Origin of the sequence: Mesorhizobium sp. B4-1-4 (assembly GCF_006439395.2) — a bacterium.
Taxonomy (GTDB): domain Bacteria; phylum Pseudomonadota; class Alphaproteobacteria; order Rhizobiales; family Rhizobiaceae; genus Mesorhizobium.
Window position 1 is genome coordinate 3,132,696 of sequence record NZ_CP083950.1, and the last position, 17,020, is coordinate 3,149,715.

15 protein-coding genes are annotated in these 17,020 nt (G+C 62.2%); 4 read left to right on the top strand and 11 right to left on the bottom strand.

Translation table 11 applies throughout. The annotated features are described in order from the left end of the window. Positions 1–7: 7 nt before the first annotated feature. Positions 8–1,408 carry a VOC family protein gene (locus tag FJW03_RS15060; RefSeq protein WP_140761799.1) on the bottom strand — a complete coding sequence of 467 codons (1,401 nt, stop codon included), beginning with the start codon at positions 1,406–1,408 and terminating at the stop codon, positions 8–10. 109 nt (positions 1,409–1,517) lie between these two features. Here FJW03_RS15060 and FJW03_RS15065 point away from each other — a divergent pair, with 109 nt between their 5' ends. Both FJW03_RS15065 and FJW03_RS15070 read left to right on the top strand, forming a co-directional pair. Next, entirely contained in the window at positions 1,518–2,420 is a 903-nt protein-coding gene (locus tag FJW03_RS15065; RefSeq protein WP_140761802.1) for a LysR family transcriptional regulator, read from the top strand. A gap of 514 nt (positions 2,421–2,934) precedes the next feature. Beyond that, the gene (locus FJW03_RS15070) at positions 2,935–3,189 is read left to right on the top strand and encodes a helix-turn-helix transcriptional regulator (protein WP_140761877.1); all 255 of its coding nucleotides are present in this window, start codon (positions 2,935–2,937) and stop codon (positions 3,187–3,189) included. Here FJW03_RS15070 and FJW03_RS15075 read toward each other — a convergent pair. The 5 genes from FJW03_RS15075 to FJW03_RS15095 all read right to left on the bottom strand — a co-directional run bounded on the left by FJW03_RS15075 (position 3,170) and on the right by FJW03_RS15095 (position 8,901). Next, a complete protein-coding gene (locus tag FJW03_RS15075) occupies positions 3,170–4,423 on the bottom strand; it encodes a tyrosine-type recombinase/integrase (protein WP_140761805.1) in 1,254 nt (417 codons plus the stop codon). The two genes, FJW03_RS15070 and FJW03_RS15075, sit on opposite strands and share 20 nt — an antisense overlap. A 307-nt stretch (positions 4,424–4,730) precedes the next feature. After that, positions 4,731–6,293 carry a glutamine-hydrolyzing GMP synthase gene (gene guaA, locus FJW03_RS15080; RefSeq protein WP_140761808.1) on the bottom strand — a complete coding sequence of 521 codons (1,563 nt, stop codon included), beginning with the start codon at positions 6,291–6,293 and terminating at the stop codon, positions 4,731–4,733. Between the two features lie 55 nt (positions 6,294–6,348). After that, positions 6,349–7,014 carry a 5'-methylthioadenosine/S-adenosylhomocysteine nucleosidase gene (locus FJW03_RS15085; protein WP_140761811.1) on the bottom strand — a complete coding sequence of 222 codons (666 nt, stop codon included), beginning with the start codon at positions 7,012–7,014 and terminating at the stop codon, positions 6,349–6,351. Positions 7,015–7,018: 4 nt separating this feature from the next. Next, positions 7,019–7,477 (bottom strand): PaaI family thioesterase, encoded by a 459-nt coding sequence (locus tag FJW03_RS15090; protein WP_027146613.1) that lies wholly within the window; start codon positions 7,475–7,477, stop codon positions 7,019–7,021. 134 nt (positions 7,478–7,611) lie between these two features. Continuing rightward, positions 7,612–8,901, bottom strand: a complete 1,290-nt coding sequence (locus tag FJW03_RS15095; RefSeq protein ID WP_140761814.1) for an RsmB/NOP family class I SAM-dependent RNA methyltransferase — start codon at positions 8,899–8,901, stop codon at positions 7,612–7,614. Between the two features lie 325 nt (positions 8,902–9,226). Between FJW03_RS15095 and FJW03_RS15100 the strand changes: the two genes are divergently transcribed. Next, the gene (locus tag FJW03_RS15100) at positions 9,227–9,904 is read left to right on the top strand and encodes an MIP family channel protein (RefSeq protein ID WP_140761817.1); all 678 of its coding nucleotides are present in this window, start codon (positions 9,227–9,229) and stop codon (positions 9,902–9,904) included. A 72-nt stretch (positions 9,905–9,976) separates the two neighbouring features. On the opposite strand, the gene katG is transcribed toward FJW03_RS15100, so the two are convergent. Further along, entirely contained in the window at positions 9,977–12,178 is a 2,202-nt protein-coding gene (gene katG / locus FJW03_RS15105; protein ID WP_140761820.1) for a catalase/peroxidase HPI, read from the bottom strand. Positions 12,179–12,305: 127 nt separating this feature from the next. Here katG and FJW03_RS15110 point away from each other — a divergent pair, with 127 nt between their 5' ends. Beyond that, positions 12,306–13,214 (top strand): hydrogen peroxide-inducible genes activator, encoded by a 909-nt coding sequence (locus FJW03_RS15110; RefSeq protein ID WP_140761823.1) that lies wholly within the window; start codon positions 12,306–12,308, stop codon positions 13,212–13,214. A gap of 19 nt (positions 13,215–13,233) precedes the next feature. Here FJW03_RS15110 and FJW03_RS15115 read toward each other — a convergent pair whose 3' ends face one another. The 4 genes from FJW03_RS15115 to FJW03_RS15130 form a co-directional block, all read right to left on the bottom strand. Continuing rightward, the gene (locus FJW03_RS15115) at positions 13,234–14,040 is read right to left on the bottom strand and encodes an amino acid ABC transporter ATP-binding protein (RefSeq protein ID WP_140699492.1); all 807 of its coding nucleotides are present in this window, start codon (positions 14,038–14,040) and stop codon (positions 13,234–13,236) included. Next, the gene (locus FJW03_RS15120; RefSeq protein ID WP_140761826.1) at positions 14,037–14,978 is read right to left on the bottom strand and encodes an amino acid ABC transporter permease; all 942 of its coding nucleotides are present in this window, start codon (positions 14,976–14,978) and stop codon (positions 14,037–14,039) included. The genes FJW03_RS15115 and FJW03_RS15120 overlap by 4 nt, the downstream gene beginning before the upstream one ends. A gap of 57 nt (positions 14,979–15,035) precedes the next feature. Further along, entirely contained in the window at positions 15,036–15,893 is an 858-nt protein-coding gene (locus FJW03_RS15125; RefSeq protein ID WP_140699486.1) for an ABC transporter substrate-binding protein, read from the bottom strand. 102 nt (positions 15,894–15,995) lie between these two features. Continuing rightward, a complete protein-coding gene (locus FJW03_RS15130; RefSeq protein ID WP_140761829.1) occupies positions 15,996–17,009 on the bottom strand; it encodes an isopenicillin N synthase family dioxygenase in 1,014 nt (337 codons plus the stop codon). Positions 17,010–17,020: the final 11 nt, after the last annotated feature.

Here is a 17,020-nt window from a genome sequence, read left to right on the forward strand (position 1 = left end):
AGGTCGCCTATACCGCAGCCCGCAGGCCGCCGAGCACTTGGCAACAAGTCTCGATTGATGCCTGTTCGATGGCCGCGTAATGCTCGAACTCGTTCAGCACACCCACGCCGAGATCGGCTTCGAAGCGCTTCTGGTTGGGACTGGCGACAAATTCCTGGGTGGCTTCGTCGCCGAGATTCGACTGGAAAATGCCGGCGGCGCTTACGGGCAGGAAATCCTCGTAGACGATCGGATCGAAACGGACAAAACCTTCCGCGACAAGGTGCTCGAAATCACCAGTCAGAACCCTGCCGGCATGCCGCCCGCGCTCCGTCAGTGAGTATCTGAAGTATCCCAGCTTCGCGGCCCGGATGCCTTCCCATGTATCGGGGAACGCCTCGAATGTCCGTGAAAGTGTTTGCGCGTAGTCGGCTGCGTTCGATCCGTCGGCTGCCGGTCGGATGATTGCGCGCGTGGCCTCCAGCAGGCCGTCGTAAAGTGCGCGCCCCTTGGGTGTGAGCGCAATGCCGCGCTGCTCGATCTCGCCAAAGCGTGCCGCATGCGAGCCGGCCACCCAGGCGCCGTCGCCCGACTTGAACGACACCGACTCGTCCAAAGCCTTGAACGAAGTCTGCCTGAGCAGAATCGGGCAAAGCCGAGACGGCGGGCCTTCCACGATTGCCTTCGGCACTATGCCGCGCGCCGGCATGCCAACCTGAACGGCGTCGATATCCAGGGTGCGCGGTGTGAGATGATTGATGTGCGGCCCCCGGAACGAGACTACATCCGCGATTAACCGATGCGCCCGATGCAAGCTGTCATACATATCGAGACTGACGCAGGCCTGATCGTGCCACCGGAAGGTTTCGAGGATTTCGGCGACAAAGCGATCCGCATCTCCTTCGTGCAGGCCACCTTGCCGTTCGGCCTTTTCGGTCAGCGCCACTGCTGCGCCCGTGAAAATCCTGCGCTCCGACAGGATGCGCTCGGCCTCGGCGCGCAGGGTCTCGTCGTCGATGAGGTCGATCCTGAGCAGCGAAGTGAAGACGCGAAACGGATTGCGGCTTAGCGCCTCGGCTCCGACGGGGCGGAAGGCGGTGGAGTGTACCGGCACACCGGCCGGGCTCAAATCATAGTACCCTACCGGGAACATGCCCATCACGGCGAACACGCGCCGCATCATCGAGAGCTCGGCCGGTGTTCCGAGCCGGATCGCACCGTGCCGTTCCTCCGAAATTCGGTCGAGTGAGTCCATTGCTTCCAGGCGCTGTAGAAGCGCGGGATCAGACCGTAGGGTTTCGTCGTTCACCGAGGCGACCAGGTCCATCAGCGTGCCGTAGGCGGGGACTTCGGTCCTGTACATGGCCGACATCGCCGCCGAAAAGGCTGAACGGATGCGATCGGGTGTAACAAATGCACCGTTGTCCATGATGCGCGACCCCGCTCAAAAAAAGGGCAGATCATTCCTGAAAAAGCTGATACTGCATTTCTGGTGCCAACGATCGCGATGATTTCGACTAGGTTGATGCGAGTTACGCATGACACTCAACAGGCGACTGATACCGGATCTGGTGGCGATCCAAGCCTTTGAGTGTGCCGCGCGGCATGCCAACTTCACCCGTGCAGCTGGCGAATTGAACCTGACGCAGAGCGCGGTCAGCCGACAAGTCAAGGATCTCGAGAACCATCTCGGCACGCGGCTGTTTGAGCGGATCCGCCAACGGGTGGTGCTTTCGGAGGATGGACAGCGCTTTTTGCCGGAGGCGCGAAAGCTGTTGCAGCAGACCGAAGAGACGATGTTGCGGGCGATGTCCTCTGCCGAGGCCAGGGTAAGTCTCAGCATCGCAACCTTGCCGACATTCGGCAGCCGCTGGCTCAGCCCGCGCCTGCCTGATTTCCTCAGCCAGCACCCGGGGACGATCCTGAATGTCGGATCCAGATCGGCGCCGTTCGATTTCGGGGAGGAGAATTTCGACCTCGCGATCCACTATGGTCAGCCGGTCTGGGCGCGCGGCACCTGCACTTATCTTTGCAGCGAAGCCATCGTTCCGGTTGCAAACGAAGCGATGGCAACTTCCGCGGAGAACAAGGCTCCGGCTGACCTTCTTGGTGAGTCCTTGCTCCATCTGGCCACACGCCCCAAGCTATGGTCACAGTGGTTCGAGCAGGCTGGCCTGCCGGCGGAATTGGCTTACCGAGGCCACCGTTTCGATCAGTTTTCGATGATCATAGAAGCCGTGATAGGCGGGATGGGCTACGCGCTTCTGCCGCGCTATCTGATCGAGCGCGAGCTGGTGTCCGGCGAACTCGCCGTGATCCTCGACGTGCCAATGACGACCGAGAACAGCTACTACGTCGTCGTCCCGGAATCAAAAAAGACGAATCCACTGGTGCAAGATCTCACCGCATGGCTGCTGGGACAAGTCACCAATGCGATGTGATGTAAGCTTGTTGAAGCGCTGCTGCACCTCGTCAGATCGATTAGAGCGTTGCGCTGCTTCCATGCGGGATAATAGGTCACATTGGATCATGCTCTCTGAAACCGCACCTTCAGCGTGACGGGAAATGCAAGAGACTCGAAGATCTCTGTGTGCCGCAGGCACCAATACTCCTACGGGAAATGCAAGAGACTCGAAGATCTCTGTGTGTCGCAGGCTCCAATACTCCTGACGTGTTATTAACTGGCGTCCGCAGAAATGCGCACCAATACCGGCTTTCCCAACGGAATGCTCGTTGGCGAGGTGCGCCTTCTGGCCACAGGCGACGATATGATCGTAATTGAGGGCTATACCGGAATTGGGAATACGACGCGATGATTGCCCCCAAGGAGCCTTCGCGGTCATACACATGGTAAAATGGCAGAATCCTACTCAACCGAAAATCTGCGAAAGCATAGAAGGCGCGCCAGCAGATCGGTTCCTTCCGGTTCTGCCGCACATTGAGTCGCGCCAGGTCGTGCGAACTATCCGCCGATCACGATTGCGAGAAATTGTCCCCTTATCGGATACGACTATTTATGAAATGGAGCAGCGTGGCGAGTTCCCGCGGCGCTTCAATCTGACCCCCCGCTGCGTCGTTTGGGATTTGGGAGAAGTCGAGGCCTGGATTCAGGAAAGGCGAAACGCGTCCTCTGCTGGCGCGATCGAACTTGCCTCGGGCCCAGACGTTCGATCGCGGAAGACGAGACCCGTCAAATCGGATCGAGGATGATCGCTGCTCCTGAGGTCGGCTGGAGTATGGGGGTGTGCTTCTTGCCCGCCGCCCACGCTTCGACCATATCGGCCCATTCTTGCAGCATGTGACGACGCTGCGGCTCATATTCAGCCTTGTTATAGACACCGCGCGAGGAGCGGTTGTCTTCGTGGGCAAGACATTTCTCGATCCAGTCGCGATTAAATCCGATCTCGTTCAGCAGTGTCGAACCGGTCCGCCGCAGGTCGTGCACTGTAAACGGTGCAAGCGGCAGATCTTGCTTCTTAGCGCGGTCGACGATTGCCATGGTAATCCGATTGAAGGTCGCTCGCGACATGGGTTCGTCGGCGTCGTAGCGAGACGGCAGCACGTATCGCGAGTTCGCTGCGCAAGTCTTGAGCGCAATCATGATATCGAGGGACTGGCGGGACAGGTAGACGTTATGCGGCTTCTTCCGCTTCATTCGCTCTTTGGGAATTCTCCAAACAGCGTTCTCGAAATCGACCTCATCCCACGTCGCGTCCAGCAACTCACCTTTTCGAACCATCGTGAGCAGGATCAGCCTTAGGCCGAGCCGAATAGTTGGCAGCGTCGGAACGTTTTCCAACTCTTTCAGCATGATTCGCATTTCTGCAGGTGACAAAGCCCGGTCTTTCGCCTCGAATGTGGCTATCGAGGCCGGTCCTACCTCGTCCGCTGGATTGGCAATCTTCTCGCCCTGCAGAATGGCATAACCATAGACCTGCTTGACGATATCCCGGACATGGATGGCGGTTGCTGGCGCGCCGCGGTCCCTCACCTTTGCGCAGAGCGCCCGCAAGTCGTCAGCGGTTATTTCTGTGAGCAGCCTCTTATCCCAAATCGGCAAGATGTCTCGATCGAAGATGGACTTGCGCATTGAGCGTGTGCTGTCCGCCATCTTGGCCTCCTTAAACCAGCCCCTGCCGGCATCACCCAAGGTGGCCATCACAGACAGGCGCCGCTTGTCACGCTGCTTTTCCTGCGCCGGCGATTTTCCGGCTGCCACCATTTTTCGTGCGGCAAGACAGCGGTCACGCGCCTCTGCTAGCGAGATGCCTCCATCACCATAGCGGCCGAGCGTCACTGTCTCTCGCCGACCATTCATTCGGTAGTCGTATCGGAACGATATCTGCCCTGTGGGAGCCACGGTCGCGTACATACCGTCACGATCAGCGACCTTGTAAATTTTATCTTTTGATTTCAGCTTCTTGAGTGCGATGTCGGTGAGCATGACGTGGAGGTCCCAATCCGCTTCTTAGACTGATAGACGCCGAATTTTACCGTCACTGTTTTTACCGTCAAGAGAAGACATTTCCGTAGGATATTCAATGATTTACCTGCATCCTCTTGGAATTGGCGTTGTGACGGTATCAGTCCGCAGCGACGATGCCGCAAAAAGGCGTGCCGTCAGATCTACCGCCAAATGATTTCGCTTAGGGGCGATAGTCAGCAATAGACTTAGGGGTGGAATTTCTTGTATTTCAGGCGTTTAATGAGATATCTTCGATAGTCGCCGAACGCTGCCGAACGACGCCGCTTTATTCCCACTCGATCGTGCCTGGCGGCTTTGACGTCACGTCGTAGACGACGCGGTTGATGCCGCGCACCTCATTGATGATGCGTGTGGCGGCGGCACCCAGGAAATTCATGTCGTAGTGGTAGAAATCGGCCGTCATGCCGTCGACCGACGTGACGGCGCGCAGGGCGCAGACGAATTCGTACGTGCGCCCGTCGCCCATCACGCCAACGGTCTGCACCGGCAGCAGCACGGCGAAGGCCTGCCAGATGGCGTCGTAGAGACCGGCCTTGCGGATCTCGTCGAGGTAGATCGCGTCGGCCTCGCGCAGGATCTCCAGCTTCTCGCGCGTGATGCCGCCCGGGCAGCGGATGGCGAGGCCGGGGCCGGGGAACGGATGGCGGCCGATGAAGCTTTCGGGCAGGCCGAGTTCCTTGCCCAGCGCCCTCACCTCGTCCTTGAACAGTTCGCGCAGCGGCTCGACCAGCTTCATGTTCATGCGCTCGGGCAGGCCGCCGACATTGTGGTGGGACTTGATGGTCACCGACGGACCGCCGGTGAAGGAGACGCTCTCGATGACGTCGGGATAGAGCGTGCCCTGCGCCAGGAAATCGGCGCCGCCCAGTTTCTGCGCCTCTTCCTCGAACACTTCGATAAACAGCCGGCCGATGGTCTTGCGCTTCTTCTCCGGGTCCGACTCGCCTTCCAGCGCCGAGATGAACTTGTCGGAGGCATCGACCAGGATCAGCGGCAGATTGTAATGCTGGCGGAACATCGAAACCACGCCCGCCGCCTCGTCCTTGCGCATCAGGCCGTGGTCGACGAGGATGCAGGTCAGCTGGTCGCCGACCGCCTCGTGGATCAGCAGCGCGGCGACCGAGGAGTCCACGCCGCCCGACAGCGCGCAGATGACCTTGCCCTTGCCGACCTGCTTGCGGATCGCCTCGACCGCATGCTCACGATAGGCGCGCATTGTCCAGTCGCCCTCGATGCCGGCGATGTTGTGGACGAAGTTCCTGAGCAGCCTTGCGCCGTCGGGCGTGTGCACCACCTCGGGGTGGAACATGATGCCGTACATCCTGCGCTCGACATTGCCGAAGATGGCGAAGGGCGAGCTTTCCGACTTGCCGAAGACCTCGAAGCCCGGCGGCAGCGCGATGACGCGGTCGCCATGGCTCATCCACACCTGATGGCGCTGGCCGGTGGCCCACAGGCCCTCGAACAGCGGGCTATCCTTTTCGATCTCGACGAAGGCGCGGCCGAATTCACGGTGGTTGGAGCTTTCGGCGACACCGCCCATCTGCACGCACATCGCCATCTGGCCGTAGCAGATGCCGAGCACCGGTACGCCGGCATCGAAGACGATCTGCGGCGCGCGCGGGCTGCCGATATCGCTGGTCGACGCAGGGCCGCCTGACAGGATGACGGCTTTCGGATTGATGCGCTTGAACGCCGCCTCGGCCGACTGGAACGGCACGATCTCGGAAAACACCCCCGCCTCGCGGATGCGGCGGGCAATGAGCTGCGTAAACTGGCTGCCGAAATCGACAATCAGGACGGTGTCGGGATGATTGGCTGTTGTCATGGCGAGCGTTTAGAGAAAGAAATGAGTCTGCGCAATGGGTTGCGTAGCCTGACGTTCAGAGCGGTCTCGGCTCGTCACGGGGCGAATCCGTCCGCAGCGTGCCCGACCCGATCGCCTGTTCGAGGCGCGTCACGGCGTCGGCCAGCTTCTCGTCGATGACATGGAGGTATTCGGTCCAGTCCCCAACATGCCTGAGATCAGCCGCCCCGTCGGAAATGCCGCGCAACCCGATCAAAGGCACATCGAACAGCTGGCAGGCGCGCAGGCAGGCGAAGGTTTCCATGTCGACCATGTCGGCCGCGATCGAGTCGTAGGCCGCGCCTGTGATGATCGCCCCACCGGTCGACAGCGTGGCCTCCTTTATATCCGGAATGCGGAACGGCAGCGGCACGGTCACCGGCAGGTCGAGGAACGGCGTCGCGCCCTTCTCGAAACCGAGCGGCGACGCATCGATGTCCCGATAGCTGACGGAGATGACCTGATAAATTTCCGTCTGTTCCAGGCTCCGGCTTCCCGCAGACCCCAGTGAAACCACCAGATCGGGCAGCGCCTTTTCCGACTTCAGCCAGGACAGTTCGGCGCCAAGCCTGACGCCCGCTTCAACCGGGCCGACACCCGTCATCAGTGGCGTGAACAACCGTTGCAAATGCGGCCCGTATTCGGCCTGTGCCGCCATGATGAAAAGGACGTCCTTGCCACCGATCCGCACAATGTTACCCATCGTATCACCCTGCAATCCCGTCGCGCCCAACCATCGTCATCATCGTCCCCGTCATGGTGGCGATCAGCTTGGCCTCGCCGTCGGCGGCGAAGGCATAGGCCTGGCCGTCGGCAACGATAATGGTGCGACCGGGCTTGGTCACCGAGCCACGGAAGAGAAAGCGCTCACCCCTGCCCGGCGCCAAAAGATTGACCTTGAACTCGATGGTCAGCACGCCGGAATTCTCCGGCATCAGCGAGAACGCCGCATAGCCGCAAGCCGAGTCCAGCGCGGTCGAAATGACACCCGCATGCAAGAACCCATGCTGCTGGGTCAGTGCTGCCGAATAGGGCATCTCGATCTCGATGATGCCAGGCGTCACAAGCGTCAGTTCGGCGCCGATGGTCGCCATCGCCTGCTGGCGCGCGAAGGACGCCCTGACGCGATCCTCATAGTCTGGAGCCGGTACGATCTTTGCCGCCATCACGATTGCCTTCAGGTTTGCCGGGAAACTTATCGCAGAGGCATGTGCGGCAAGCAAATGCTTTTGCTGCACTGCAGCATTAGGCCTCGGCCGAGCAGGGAAACTCCTTTCGGAATGAGGGCACTCCGTGCGGTTCAACTGGCCCTGCGCATGGCACAGAAATAGAATCCGTCAGTGCCGCTCAGCGCCGGCGACAGCGAAACATCCCCGCCAGCGCCGATCCGCGCGGCCGCCTCATGGCCTGGAAAACAGCTGTTCCAGAGCGCACGGTGATCGACCGGAGCAAAGCCGCTGTTGCGCTTGCGGAATGCCGCGACCTGTTGGCCATTCTCCTCGTCGAACACCGAGCAGGTGATATAGACCAGCAGGCCGCCGGGTTTGACATAGGCGCGTGCCGCGTCGAGGATCGCCGACTGCTCACCTTTGCGGGCGTCGAGCTGTCTTTGCGTCAGCCGCCATTTGGCATCGGGACGGCGCCGCCAGGTGCCGCTGCCGGTACAGGGCGCGTCGACCAGCACAATGTCCATATGGTTGGCGAGCGGAGCGAGTTCGGCCGGCTTGGTGACGACCTGCACATTGCGGTTTTCCGAGCGGCGGATGCGGTCGAAGATCGGCGCCAGCCGCGCTTTTTCGGCATCATGGGCAAAGATCTGGCCCCGATTTTCCATCGCGGCCGACAGCGCCAGCGTCTTGCCGCCGGCGCCGGCGCAGAAGTCGAGCACCTGCATGCCGGCCGTCGCGCCGGCAAGCGTGGCCGCGATTTGCGACCCCTCGTCCTGGACCTCGAACCAGCCTTTCTGGAAAGCCGGCTCGGCCTGCACGTTAGGGTGCCTGCCGTCGCCGTCGATGGGCGGGATGCGGATGCCCTGTGGCGCGATCCGCGCGGCGCTGGCGCCGGTCTGCGCCAGCTCGGCCAGCACTTTGGCGCGGTCGGCCTGCAGCGTGTTGACCCGGATGTCGAGCGGCGGGCGGGTGGCAAGCGCGGCGCCCTCCTCGACCCACGTCCCGCCGAAGGCCCGTTCGAAAAGCGGTTCGCACCAATCGGGTATGTCGGCGCGAACCGCGGGCGGCGCGTCGGCAAGCCGGCGTTGTGCGATTGCCTGGAGTTCCGTGGCGCTGAGCAGCGGCGGCGCGAACTTGTCGCCTTCGAGCGCGGTGTTCAGTGATTGCGCCGTCTGGACCCATTCGAGCAGCAGCGCCCCGAAGCCGATGGCACGCGGCGTGTCCTCGCCGAGCAGCCAGCCGGCGGAGCGTTTGTGGCGCAGCGCGTCGTAGACGATGTTGCCGATCGCGGCCCGATCCCCGCCGCCAGCGAAACGGTGTGAGAGCCCCCAATCCTTCAGCGCATCGGCCACCGGCCGGTGACGCCGGCCAATGTCCTCCAGCACTTCGATGGCCGCAGCCAGCCGTCCGCCCAGTCGCATTCGTCATTCCATCAAATCGAGCACATTCATCTCTCGGCCTGCTCTTAGAGCCTTTCACGTCCGGATTGAACCCCGCTCCGACGCGCGACGAGACAGCAGCCGGACCGTTCCCTGCCAAATCTATCCGATCAATAACTCATCCGGGTCGGCAACAGCAGAGTGATCAATAAATGAAAGGTCTCTAATGTTCGTAACTGGCGATCGCAAGCACGGCATGGGGCGCGACAGCTCTTCTTTCCAAGTTTTTCGGTTGGGAATACTCTTCCAATCATGATTCGCGGCGCGAAAAAACGTGGACAGGCGGATCGTCACGAGGGAGAGGGCAATGAAGACTTATCTGGCGGAAGTTCTAGGCACATTTCTGTTGGTGTTCATCGGCACGGCGTCGGTGGTGACGGGCGGCTTCGGCGGCGCGCTGCCTCTTGGTCAGGAAGGCATTGGCCTGGCATTCGGCATCGGTCTCATCGCGGCGGCCTATGCGATCGGTCCAATTTCGGGCGCGCATCTCAATCCGGCGGTCACGCTCGGCGTCTTCCTTGCCGGCCGGCTGCCGGCCAAAGACATCATCCCCTACTGGATCGCGCAGATCATCGGCGCCATTCTGGCTTCGCTGGCGCTGTGGATCATCGTTTCCGGCCAGGCCGGCGGCCACACCGGCGGCTTCGGCGCCAATGGCTGGGATGAGACAAAATGGGGCATGAGCTCCGCGTTCCTGTGGGAGTTGATCGGCACCTTCACCTTCGTCACGGTGATCCTCGGTGTTACCGCTGAAAAGCACTCGACGGCATTTGCCGGATTGGTCATCGGCCTGACGCTGGCGGGCATTCACTTCGCCATGATCCCGGTCACCGGGACCTCGGTCAATCCAGCCCGCTCCATCGGCCCGGCGCTGTTCTCGGGCGGTGCAGCGATCAGCCAGCTCTGGCTGTTCATCGTCGCGCCGCTGATCGGCGGCGCCGTCGCCGGCGTCGTGGCCAAGGCGCGTGTCTTCGAAAAGGATTGATCTCGAAAGCCTGAATGAAGAAAAGGCGCGGACCGTGGCCCGCGCCTTTTGTTGAGTGAATATCCGCCTCGATCAGCGCGCGATGTCGAAGCGGTCGGCGTTCATCACCTTGGTCCATGCCGCAACGAAATCTTGGACGAATTTCTGCCCGGCGTCTCCCGATCCATAGACCTCTGCCAGCGCACGCAGTTGCGCATGCGAACCGAAGATCAGGTCGGCACGGGTGCCGGTCCATTTGAACGCCTTGGTCTTGCGGTCGCGAGCCTCATACACCTCCTCCGAGCCTGGGACGGAGCCGGCAGCCGGCTCCCAGACCGTGTTCATGCTGAGCAGATTGACGAAGAAGTCGTTGGTCAGCGTGCCCGGCCTATCGGTGAACACGCCGTGCTTCGACTTGCCGGTGTTGGCGCCGAGCACCCGCAGACCGCCGACGAGCACCGTCAATTCCGGCGCCGTCAGCGCCAGCAACTGTGCCCGGTCAACCAGCATCGCTTCAACCGACATGGGCTGCTTGCCCCTGACATAGTTGCGGAAGCCGTCGACCTTCGGCTCGAGCGCGGCAAAGGAGTGCACGTCCGTCTGCTCCTGCGAGGCGTCCATGCGGCCGGGCGTGAACGGCACCTTCACCTCATGGCCGCCGTCCTTGGCGGCTTTTTCGACCGCGGCGACGCCGCCAAGCACGATCAGGTCGGCGAGCGAAACCTTCTTGCCGCCGGTGTTGAATTCCCTCTGGATGCCGTCAAGCTTGGCAAGCACCTTCGCCAGTTCAGCCGGCTGGTTGACGTCCCAGTCCTTCTGCGGCGCCAGGCGGATGCGGGCGCCGTTGGCGCCGCCGCGCTTGTCGGAATTGCGGAACGTGGAGGCTGAGGCCCAGGCGGTCGAGACCAACTCGGAAACCGACAGACCCGATGCAAGGATCTTCGCCTTCAGCGATGCAATGTCCTGCTCGCCGACCAGTTCATGATCGATCGCCGGAATCGGATCCTGCCAGATCAGTTCTTCCTTCGGCACCAACGGGCCGAGATAGCGCGCGACCGGACCCATGTCGCGATGGGTCAGCTTGAACCAGGCGCGGGCGAAGGCATCGGCGAACTGATCCGGATGCTCGTGGAAACGCCGCGAGATCTTCTCATAGGCCGGGTCGAAACGCAGCGCGAGGTCGGTGGTCAGCATCGCTGGCGCACGACGCTTGGAGGGATTATGCGCATCCGGCACCGTGCCGGCGCCGGCGCCGCCCTTCGGCGTCCACTGATGGGCACCGGCCGGGCTCTTCGTCAGTTCCCATTCGTAGTTGAAGAGGTTGTCGAAAAAGTTGTTGCTCCATTTGGTCGGCGTCGTGGTCCAGGTGACCTCGAGACCCGAAGTGATGGCGTCGCCGGCAATGCCGGTGGCATACTTGCTCGACCAGCCGAGGCCCTGCGCCTCGATGCCGGCGCCTTCCGGCTCTGCCCCCACCAGCGAGGCGTCGCCGGCGCCATGGGTCTTGCCGAAGGTATGGCCACCGGCGATCAGCGCCACGGTTTCCTCGTCGTTCATCGCCATGCGGGCGAAGGTTTCCCTGATGTCGCGCGCCGCGGCCAGCGGATCGGGCTTGCCGTTCGGGCCTTCCGGATTGACGTAGATCAGGCCCATCTGTACGGCGCCGAGATGGCCCTGAAGCTCGCGGTCGCCGGAGTAACGCTCGTCACCGAGCCACTTGGTCTCCGAACCCCAGTCCACATCCTGTTCGGGCTCCCACACGTCGGCGCGCCCACCGGCAAAACCGAAAGTCTTGAAGCCCATCGATTCCAGCGCGACATTGCCGGTGAGGATCAACAGGTCAGCCCAGGAGATCTTGCGGCCATATTTCTGCTTGACCGGCCACAGCAGGCGGCGGGCCTTGTCGAGATTGGCGTTGTCCGGCCAGCTGTTGAGCGGCGCGAAACGCTGCTGGCCAGCTCCGGCTCCACCACGGCCGTCACCGATGCGATAGGTGCCTGCGCTGTGCCAGGCCATGCGGATGAACAAAGGGCCGTAATGGCCAAAGTCGGCCGGCCACCAATCCTGCGAATTCGTCATGACGTGGCGGAGATCCTTGATCACCGCATCGAGATCGAGGCTCTTGAATTCCTTTGCATAGTCGAAGTCCTCACCCATCGGGTCCGACAGGTTGGACTGCTGATGAAGAACGGCAAGATCGAGCTGGTTCGGCCACCAGTCACGGTTGGTCCTGCCGGCGGATCCATGCGCCACGGGGCATTTGCCAGCGCTGTTGTCGTCGGTTTTCGCGTCCATCTTATTCTCCAATTTTTGCCGAGGTTCCCAGGCAGCCGAGGCACACCATTCTGGAATGATTCCAGACTAGGCCGCATTCGCGATAAAAACAAATTGCCTTTCCTGTTCATTTCAATAGGATTTTCTTATGATAGGCTTGACCGTCCGGCAGATGCATTATTTCGACGCGTTGGCGCAGACGCTGCATTTCGGACGCGCGGCGAAACTCGCTGGCGTCAGCCAGCCGGCGCTCTCCTCGCAGATCGCGGAAATGGAGCAGCGCCTGAACTGCCGGCTGTTCGAACGCGGCGGCAGGTCGGTCCGCATGACCGACGAAGCCATCGCGCTCTTGCCGCGCATCGAGCGCATCCTGGCCGACATACGTGACGTCGAGACGACGGCGCGGCACGGCCGCACGGCCATGGAGGGGCGTTTCCGGCTGGGTATCATCCCAACCGTCGCGCCCTATCTTCTGCCGCGCGCCCTGCCCGAACTGAAGAAGCATTTCCCGGCCTTGCTGCTCGAACTGCGCGAGGCGGTCACCACCTCTTTGGTCGAGGACACCGCATCGCGCAAGCTCGACGCCTTCATCGCGGCACTTCCGCTCGACCATCCTGGGCTGATCACCGAAGCGCTGTTTTCCGACCGGTTCTTCCTGGCCGTGCCATCAGGCGATCCGGCCTTTGCCTCGCCGCCGGTTCCGCCCGAAAGCCCGGCACTGGAGAGGCTGATGCTGCTCGAGGAAGGGCATTGCCTGCGTGAACAGGCGTTGGCGGTCTGCGGCAATGTGCGGCCGGTGGCGATGGCAAGCTATGGCGCTACCAGCCTGACCACGCTTCTGCAGATGGTGGCGCACGGGCTCGGCGTCACGCTCATTCCCGAAATGGCGGCTGGACCGGCCGGCGCCATCCCCGACCTCAAGATCGTGCCGTTCCAGGAGCCGATGCCGCAACGGATGATCTGCCTTGCCTGGCGGCGCAACAATGCCCGCCACGGCGAATGCGTGGAACTCGCCAAGATCATCCGAAGCCTCGGCGCGGCGGTGCTGGCAGCCTGAGGAGCGGTCAGACCGGCCCTCACAAAACCCGGGACAGGAACTCGCGAGTGCGCGGCGATTGCGGGTTGGCGATCATCTCGCGCGGCGCGCCACGTTCGACGATCACGCCACCGTCCATGAAGACGAGCTGATCGCCGATCTCGCGGGCAAAGCCGATCTCATGGGTGACAACGACCATCGTCATGCCGCTTTCGGCGAGATCGCGCATTACCTGCAGCACCTCGCCGACCAGTTCCGGATCGAGCGCCGATGTCGGCTCGTCGAAGAGCAGCACCTTCGGCTTCATGGCCATGGCGCGGGCGATCGCCACGCGCTGCTGCTGGCCGCCGGAAAGCTCCCGCGGATAGCGGTCGACCTTGTCGGCGAGGCCGACGCGCCGCAGCAGGACTTCGGCCTCTGCCTTGGCCTGGTCGGCCGGGATGCGCCGCACCTGCGTCGGCGCCTCGATCAGGTTCTCCATCACCGTCATGTGCGAGAACAGGTTGAAGGACTGGAACAGCATGCCGATTTCGGCCCGGCGCCGGCACAGGAGATCGTCCTTGACCTCGTAGAGCTTCTCGCCCTGGAGGTCGTAGCCGACGAACTGGCTGTCCACCAACAGAATGCCGGCGCTGAGCTTCTCCAGATGGTTGATGCAGCGCAGGAACGTGCTCTTGCCGGATCCCGACGGGCCGATGATGCAGGCCACCGATCCCTCGGAGACATCGAGGTCGACGCCCTTCAGCACCTCTAGCGGACCATAGGATTTTCGCACGCCGCGCGCGAACACCATGGAGTTGGCCGGCACGCCGAAGCGGGCACGATTTTCGGACTTCACATCACTCATCGGGCAACGCCGCGCAGGCTGATGGCGTTGCGCAGGGCGCGCATCGTCAGGGGATCTCGGCGCGTGTCGCTGCGGCCGAAATGGCGTTCGAGGAAATGCTGTCCCACCGACATGATGCTGACCACCGCGAGATACCAGAAGGCGACCACGATCAGCAGCGGGATCGTCTCGAAGGTGCGCGCATAGATGCTTTGCGCTGTGTAGAACAGGTCGTCGACGGCGATGAACGTCACCAGCGAGGTCATCTTCAGGAGATTGATCGCCTCATTGCCGGTCGGCGGCAGCACGAAACGCATGGCTTGCGGCAGGGTGATGCGCTTCAGGATCATGCGGTAAGGCATGCCGAGCGCGCTCGCAGCCTCCGACTGGCCTGACGGCACCGATTTGATGCCGGCACGGATGATCTCGGCCATGTAACCGGCCTCGCAGAGCGAAAGCGCGACGACGGCGGAAAGGAATGGGGTCATGAAATCATTGGTGCGCACGGAGAAAAGCGTGCCCAGGAAAGGCAGGCTGAGCGAAATCTCGCGCACCAGCAGCGAGAGGTTGAACCAGAAGATCAGCTGGATCAAGGCCGGGACACCCCGGAAGAACCAGACATAGATGCCCGCGAAGCCACGCAGCACCGGACTCGGCGACACCCGCATGATGGCAATGACGGTGCCGACCACGATGCCCAGCACCATGATGATGACGGTCAGCATCAGCGTGTTGCCGAGACCGCGCATGATCGAGGGATGGAACAGGTAGCCGGCCGCCGTGCCCCAGGCGAAGGCGGGATTGCTAGCGAAGGCGCGGATGATCAGGAAGGCCAGCAGCAGGGCGAACGCCGTGCCTACCCAGATGCCGTAGCGGCGCTGCGGCACGACGGTCAATCGCGACACGGCAGCGGCAGCGCCCGGCTCGACACCAATATCGGTCTGGTGGGCCACGCCCATCAACAGTCTCCTGGTTGCTGGCCGGCGCCTGATTGAGGATCAGGCGCCGGGTAATTTTCATTCGGCGCGGAGCGCGTCCATGGACCCGACGAAGTAAGGTTCCTTGATGGCGTAGGCGCCCATGCCGTACTTCTCGAGGATAGCCTTGTAGGTGCCATTCTTGAACAGTTCGGCAAGTGCTGCCACCATCATGTCGGCGGTCTCCTTGTCGCCCTTGGCGATCGCCATGCCGAGGGGCGCAACCTCGTAAAGCGTCGGCAGCACCACCAGTTGCCCCTTGCTCGTCACCTCGAAATAGCTCGACGCGGTCGCATCGTCCATACGGGCGTCGACGCGATCGGACAGTACGGCCTGGACGATATCGGTCGAGGAGTTGAAGACAGACTTCTCGATGGCTGCCTGACCCTTGTCGGTGCACTCCTTGCCAAGCTTGTCGACCAGGAAATCCGAGGCGCTGCCGGCCGAGACGCCGATGCGCTTGCCGCAGAGCGGGGTGTCGCCGCTGAAGCTCGCCTTCTTGTCGGGCGACGTCGAGACGGCCAGCCCAGCCTTCAGGAACATGACGAAATCGACCTGCTTCAACCGCTCGGGCGTGGCCGAGAACGTCTCCCAGGCGATCTTGAAGCGGCCGGCGGCAAGCCCGGGTATCATGGAAGGAAACGGCGTGCGCTGCACGTCGAGCTTGGCGTCGACGAGCTTGGCCACCTCGCCGGCCAGTTCGATGATGATGCCGGTCTGCTTGCCGTCGGCATCGAGATATTCGAACGGCGCGAAGTCCAGCGTGTTGGCGACGGCAAGCGTTCCGCTCTGCTTGACGTCGGCCGATTTCGGCACGTCGGCGGCCTTGGAAATCCCACCCCAGGCTGTCACGGAGATCGCCAGCGCAAGGCCGGTCATTCGCAGATATGCATTCATTGCTGTTCCCCCTTCTTTTGCTTGTTTGCAGTCTTCATCAGGCAAAACCACGCAAAGTCCGGGCCGGTCTCCGTTCGGAACCGGCCCGGGCTCGGCATTCGCTTACGCGTTGGCCGCTTCCGCCGCCTTCTTCTTGCGGTAATGGTAATTCTTGTCGATGCGCTCCATCAGGTAGTCACCGTAGAGCACCGGCTCGTATTTCGGCTGCGTGCCGGCCGGCACGCAGACCGGCAGCGCCTCGATCGTCTCGTCCATGGACGGATCGAAGAAGAAGGGCTGCGAATAACGCTCGCGTCCCGAGCGGTTGATGACGCGGTGCGGCGTCGAGACGAACTGGTCGTTCGACCAGCGCGCCAGGATGTCGCCGACATTCATGACGAAGGAATCCGGGACCGGCGGTGCAGGCACCCAGTCGCCGGCCTTGTTCTTGACCTCGAGGCCGCCGACATCGTCCTGCGCCAGCAAGGTGATGAAACCATAATCGGTGTGCGGCGCCGAACCGAAGAGCCCCTCTTCCTGCGGCTGCGTCGGATAATGCAGCAGCCGCAGGAAGGTCGTCGGCTGCTCGAAATAGCGGTCGAGGCTGTCGGAGGGCAATCCGAGCGAGAGCGCGATGGCGCGGACCATCTTGCGCGCCAGCGTGTCCATCTCGTCGACATAGCGCTCGATCGTCTGCCTGAAGCCCGCAACGGCAGCCTCGTCCGGCCACTGGTTGGGGCCTTGCAGCGGCTTTTCGGCCAGGGCCCTGGGGTCTTCGGCGCCGACCTCGTGCATGAAGAAGATCGATTCGCTCTGGTTGGGCTTGCTGACGGTCGCCACCGACGAGGTCACGATGGTCGAGCCGGCAAAGGGCAGGTAGCCGCGGAAATTCTTGTCGATCTTCAGCTTCGCCTTTTCCTCTTCAGGCAAGGCAAAGAAGCGCTTGCTGGCTTCGCGGACGGCTTCGACATCGGCGCGCGGAATCGGATGACCCGTGACATAGAGGAAGCCGATCGTCTCGAGATAGCGGCGCAGCGTCGCCGCCGTGGCCCGGATCGCGCCCTCGTCGTCGCCATAGAGCGCGGAGACGTCGAGGATTGGAATTTCGGAAAAATCGCCGCGCTCTTGTGCATCCATTTTCGAACACC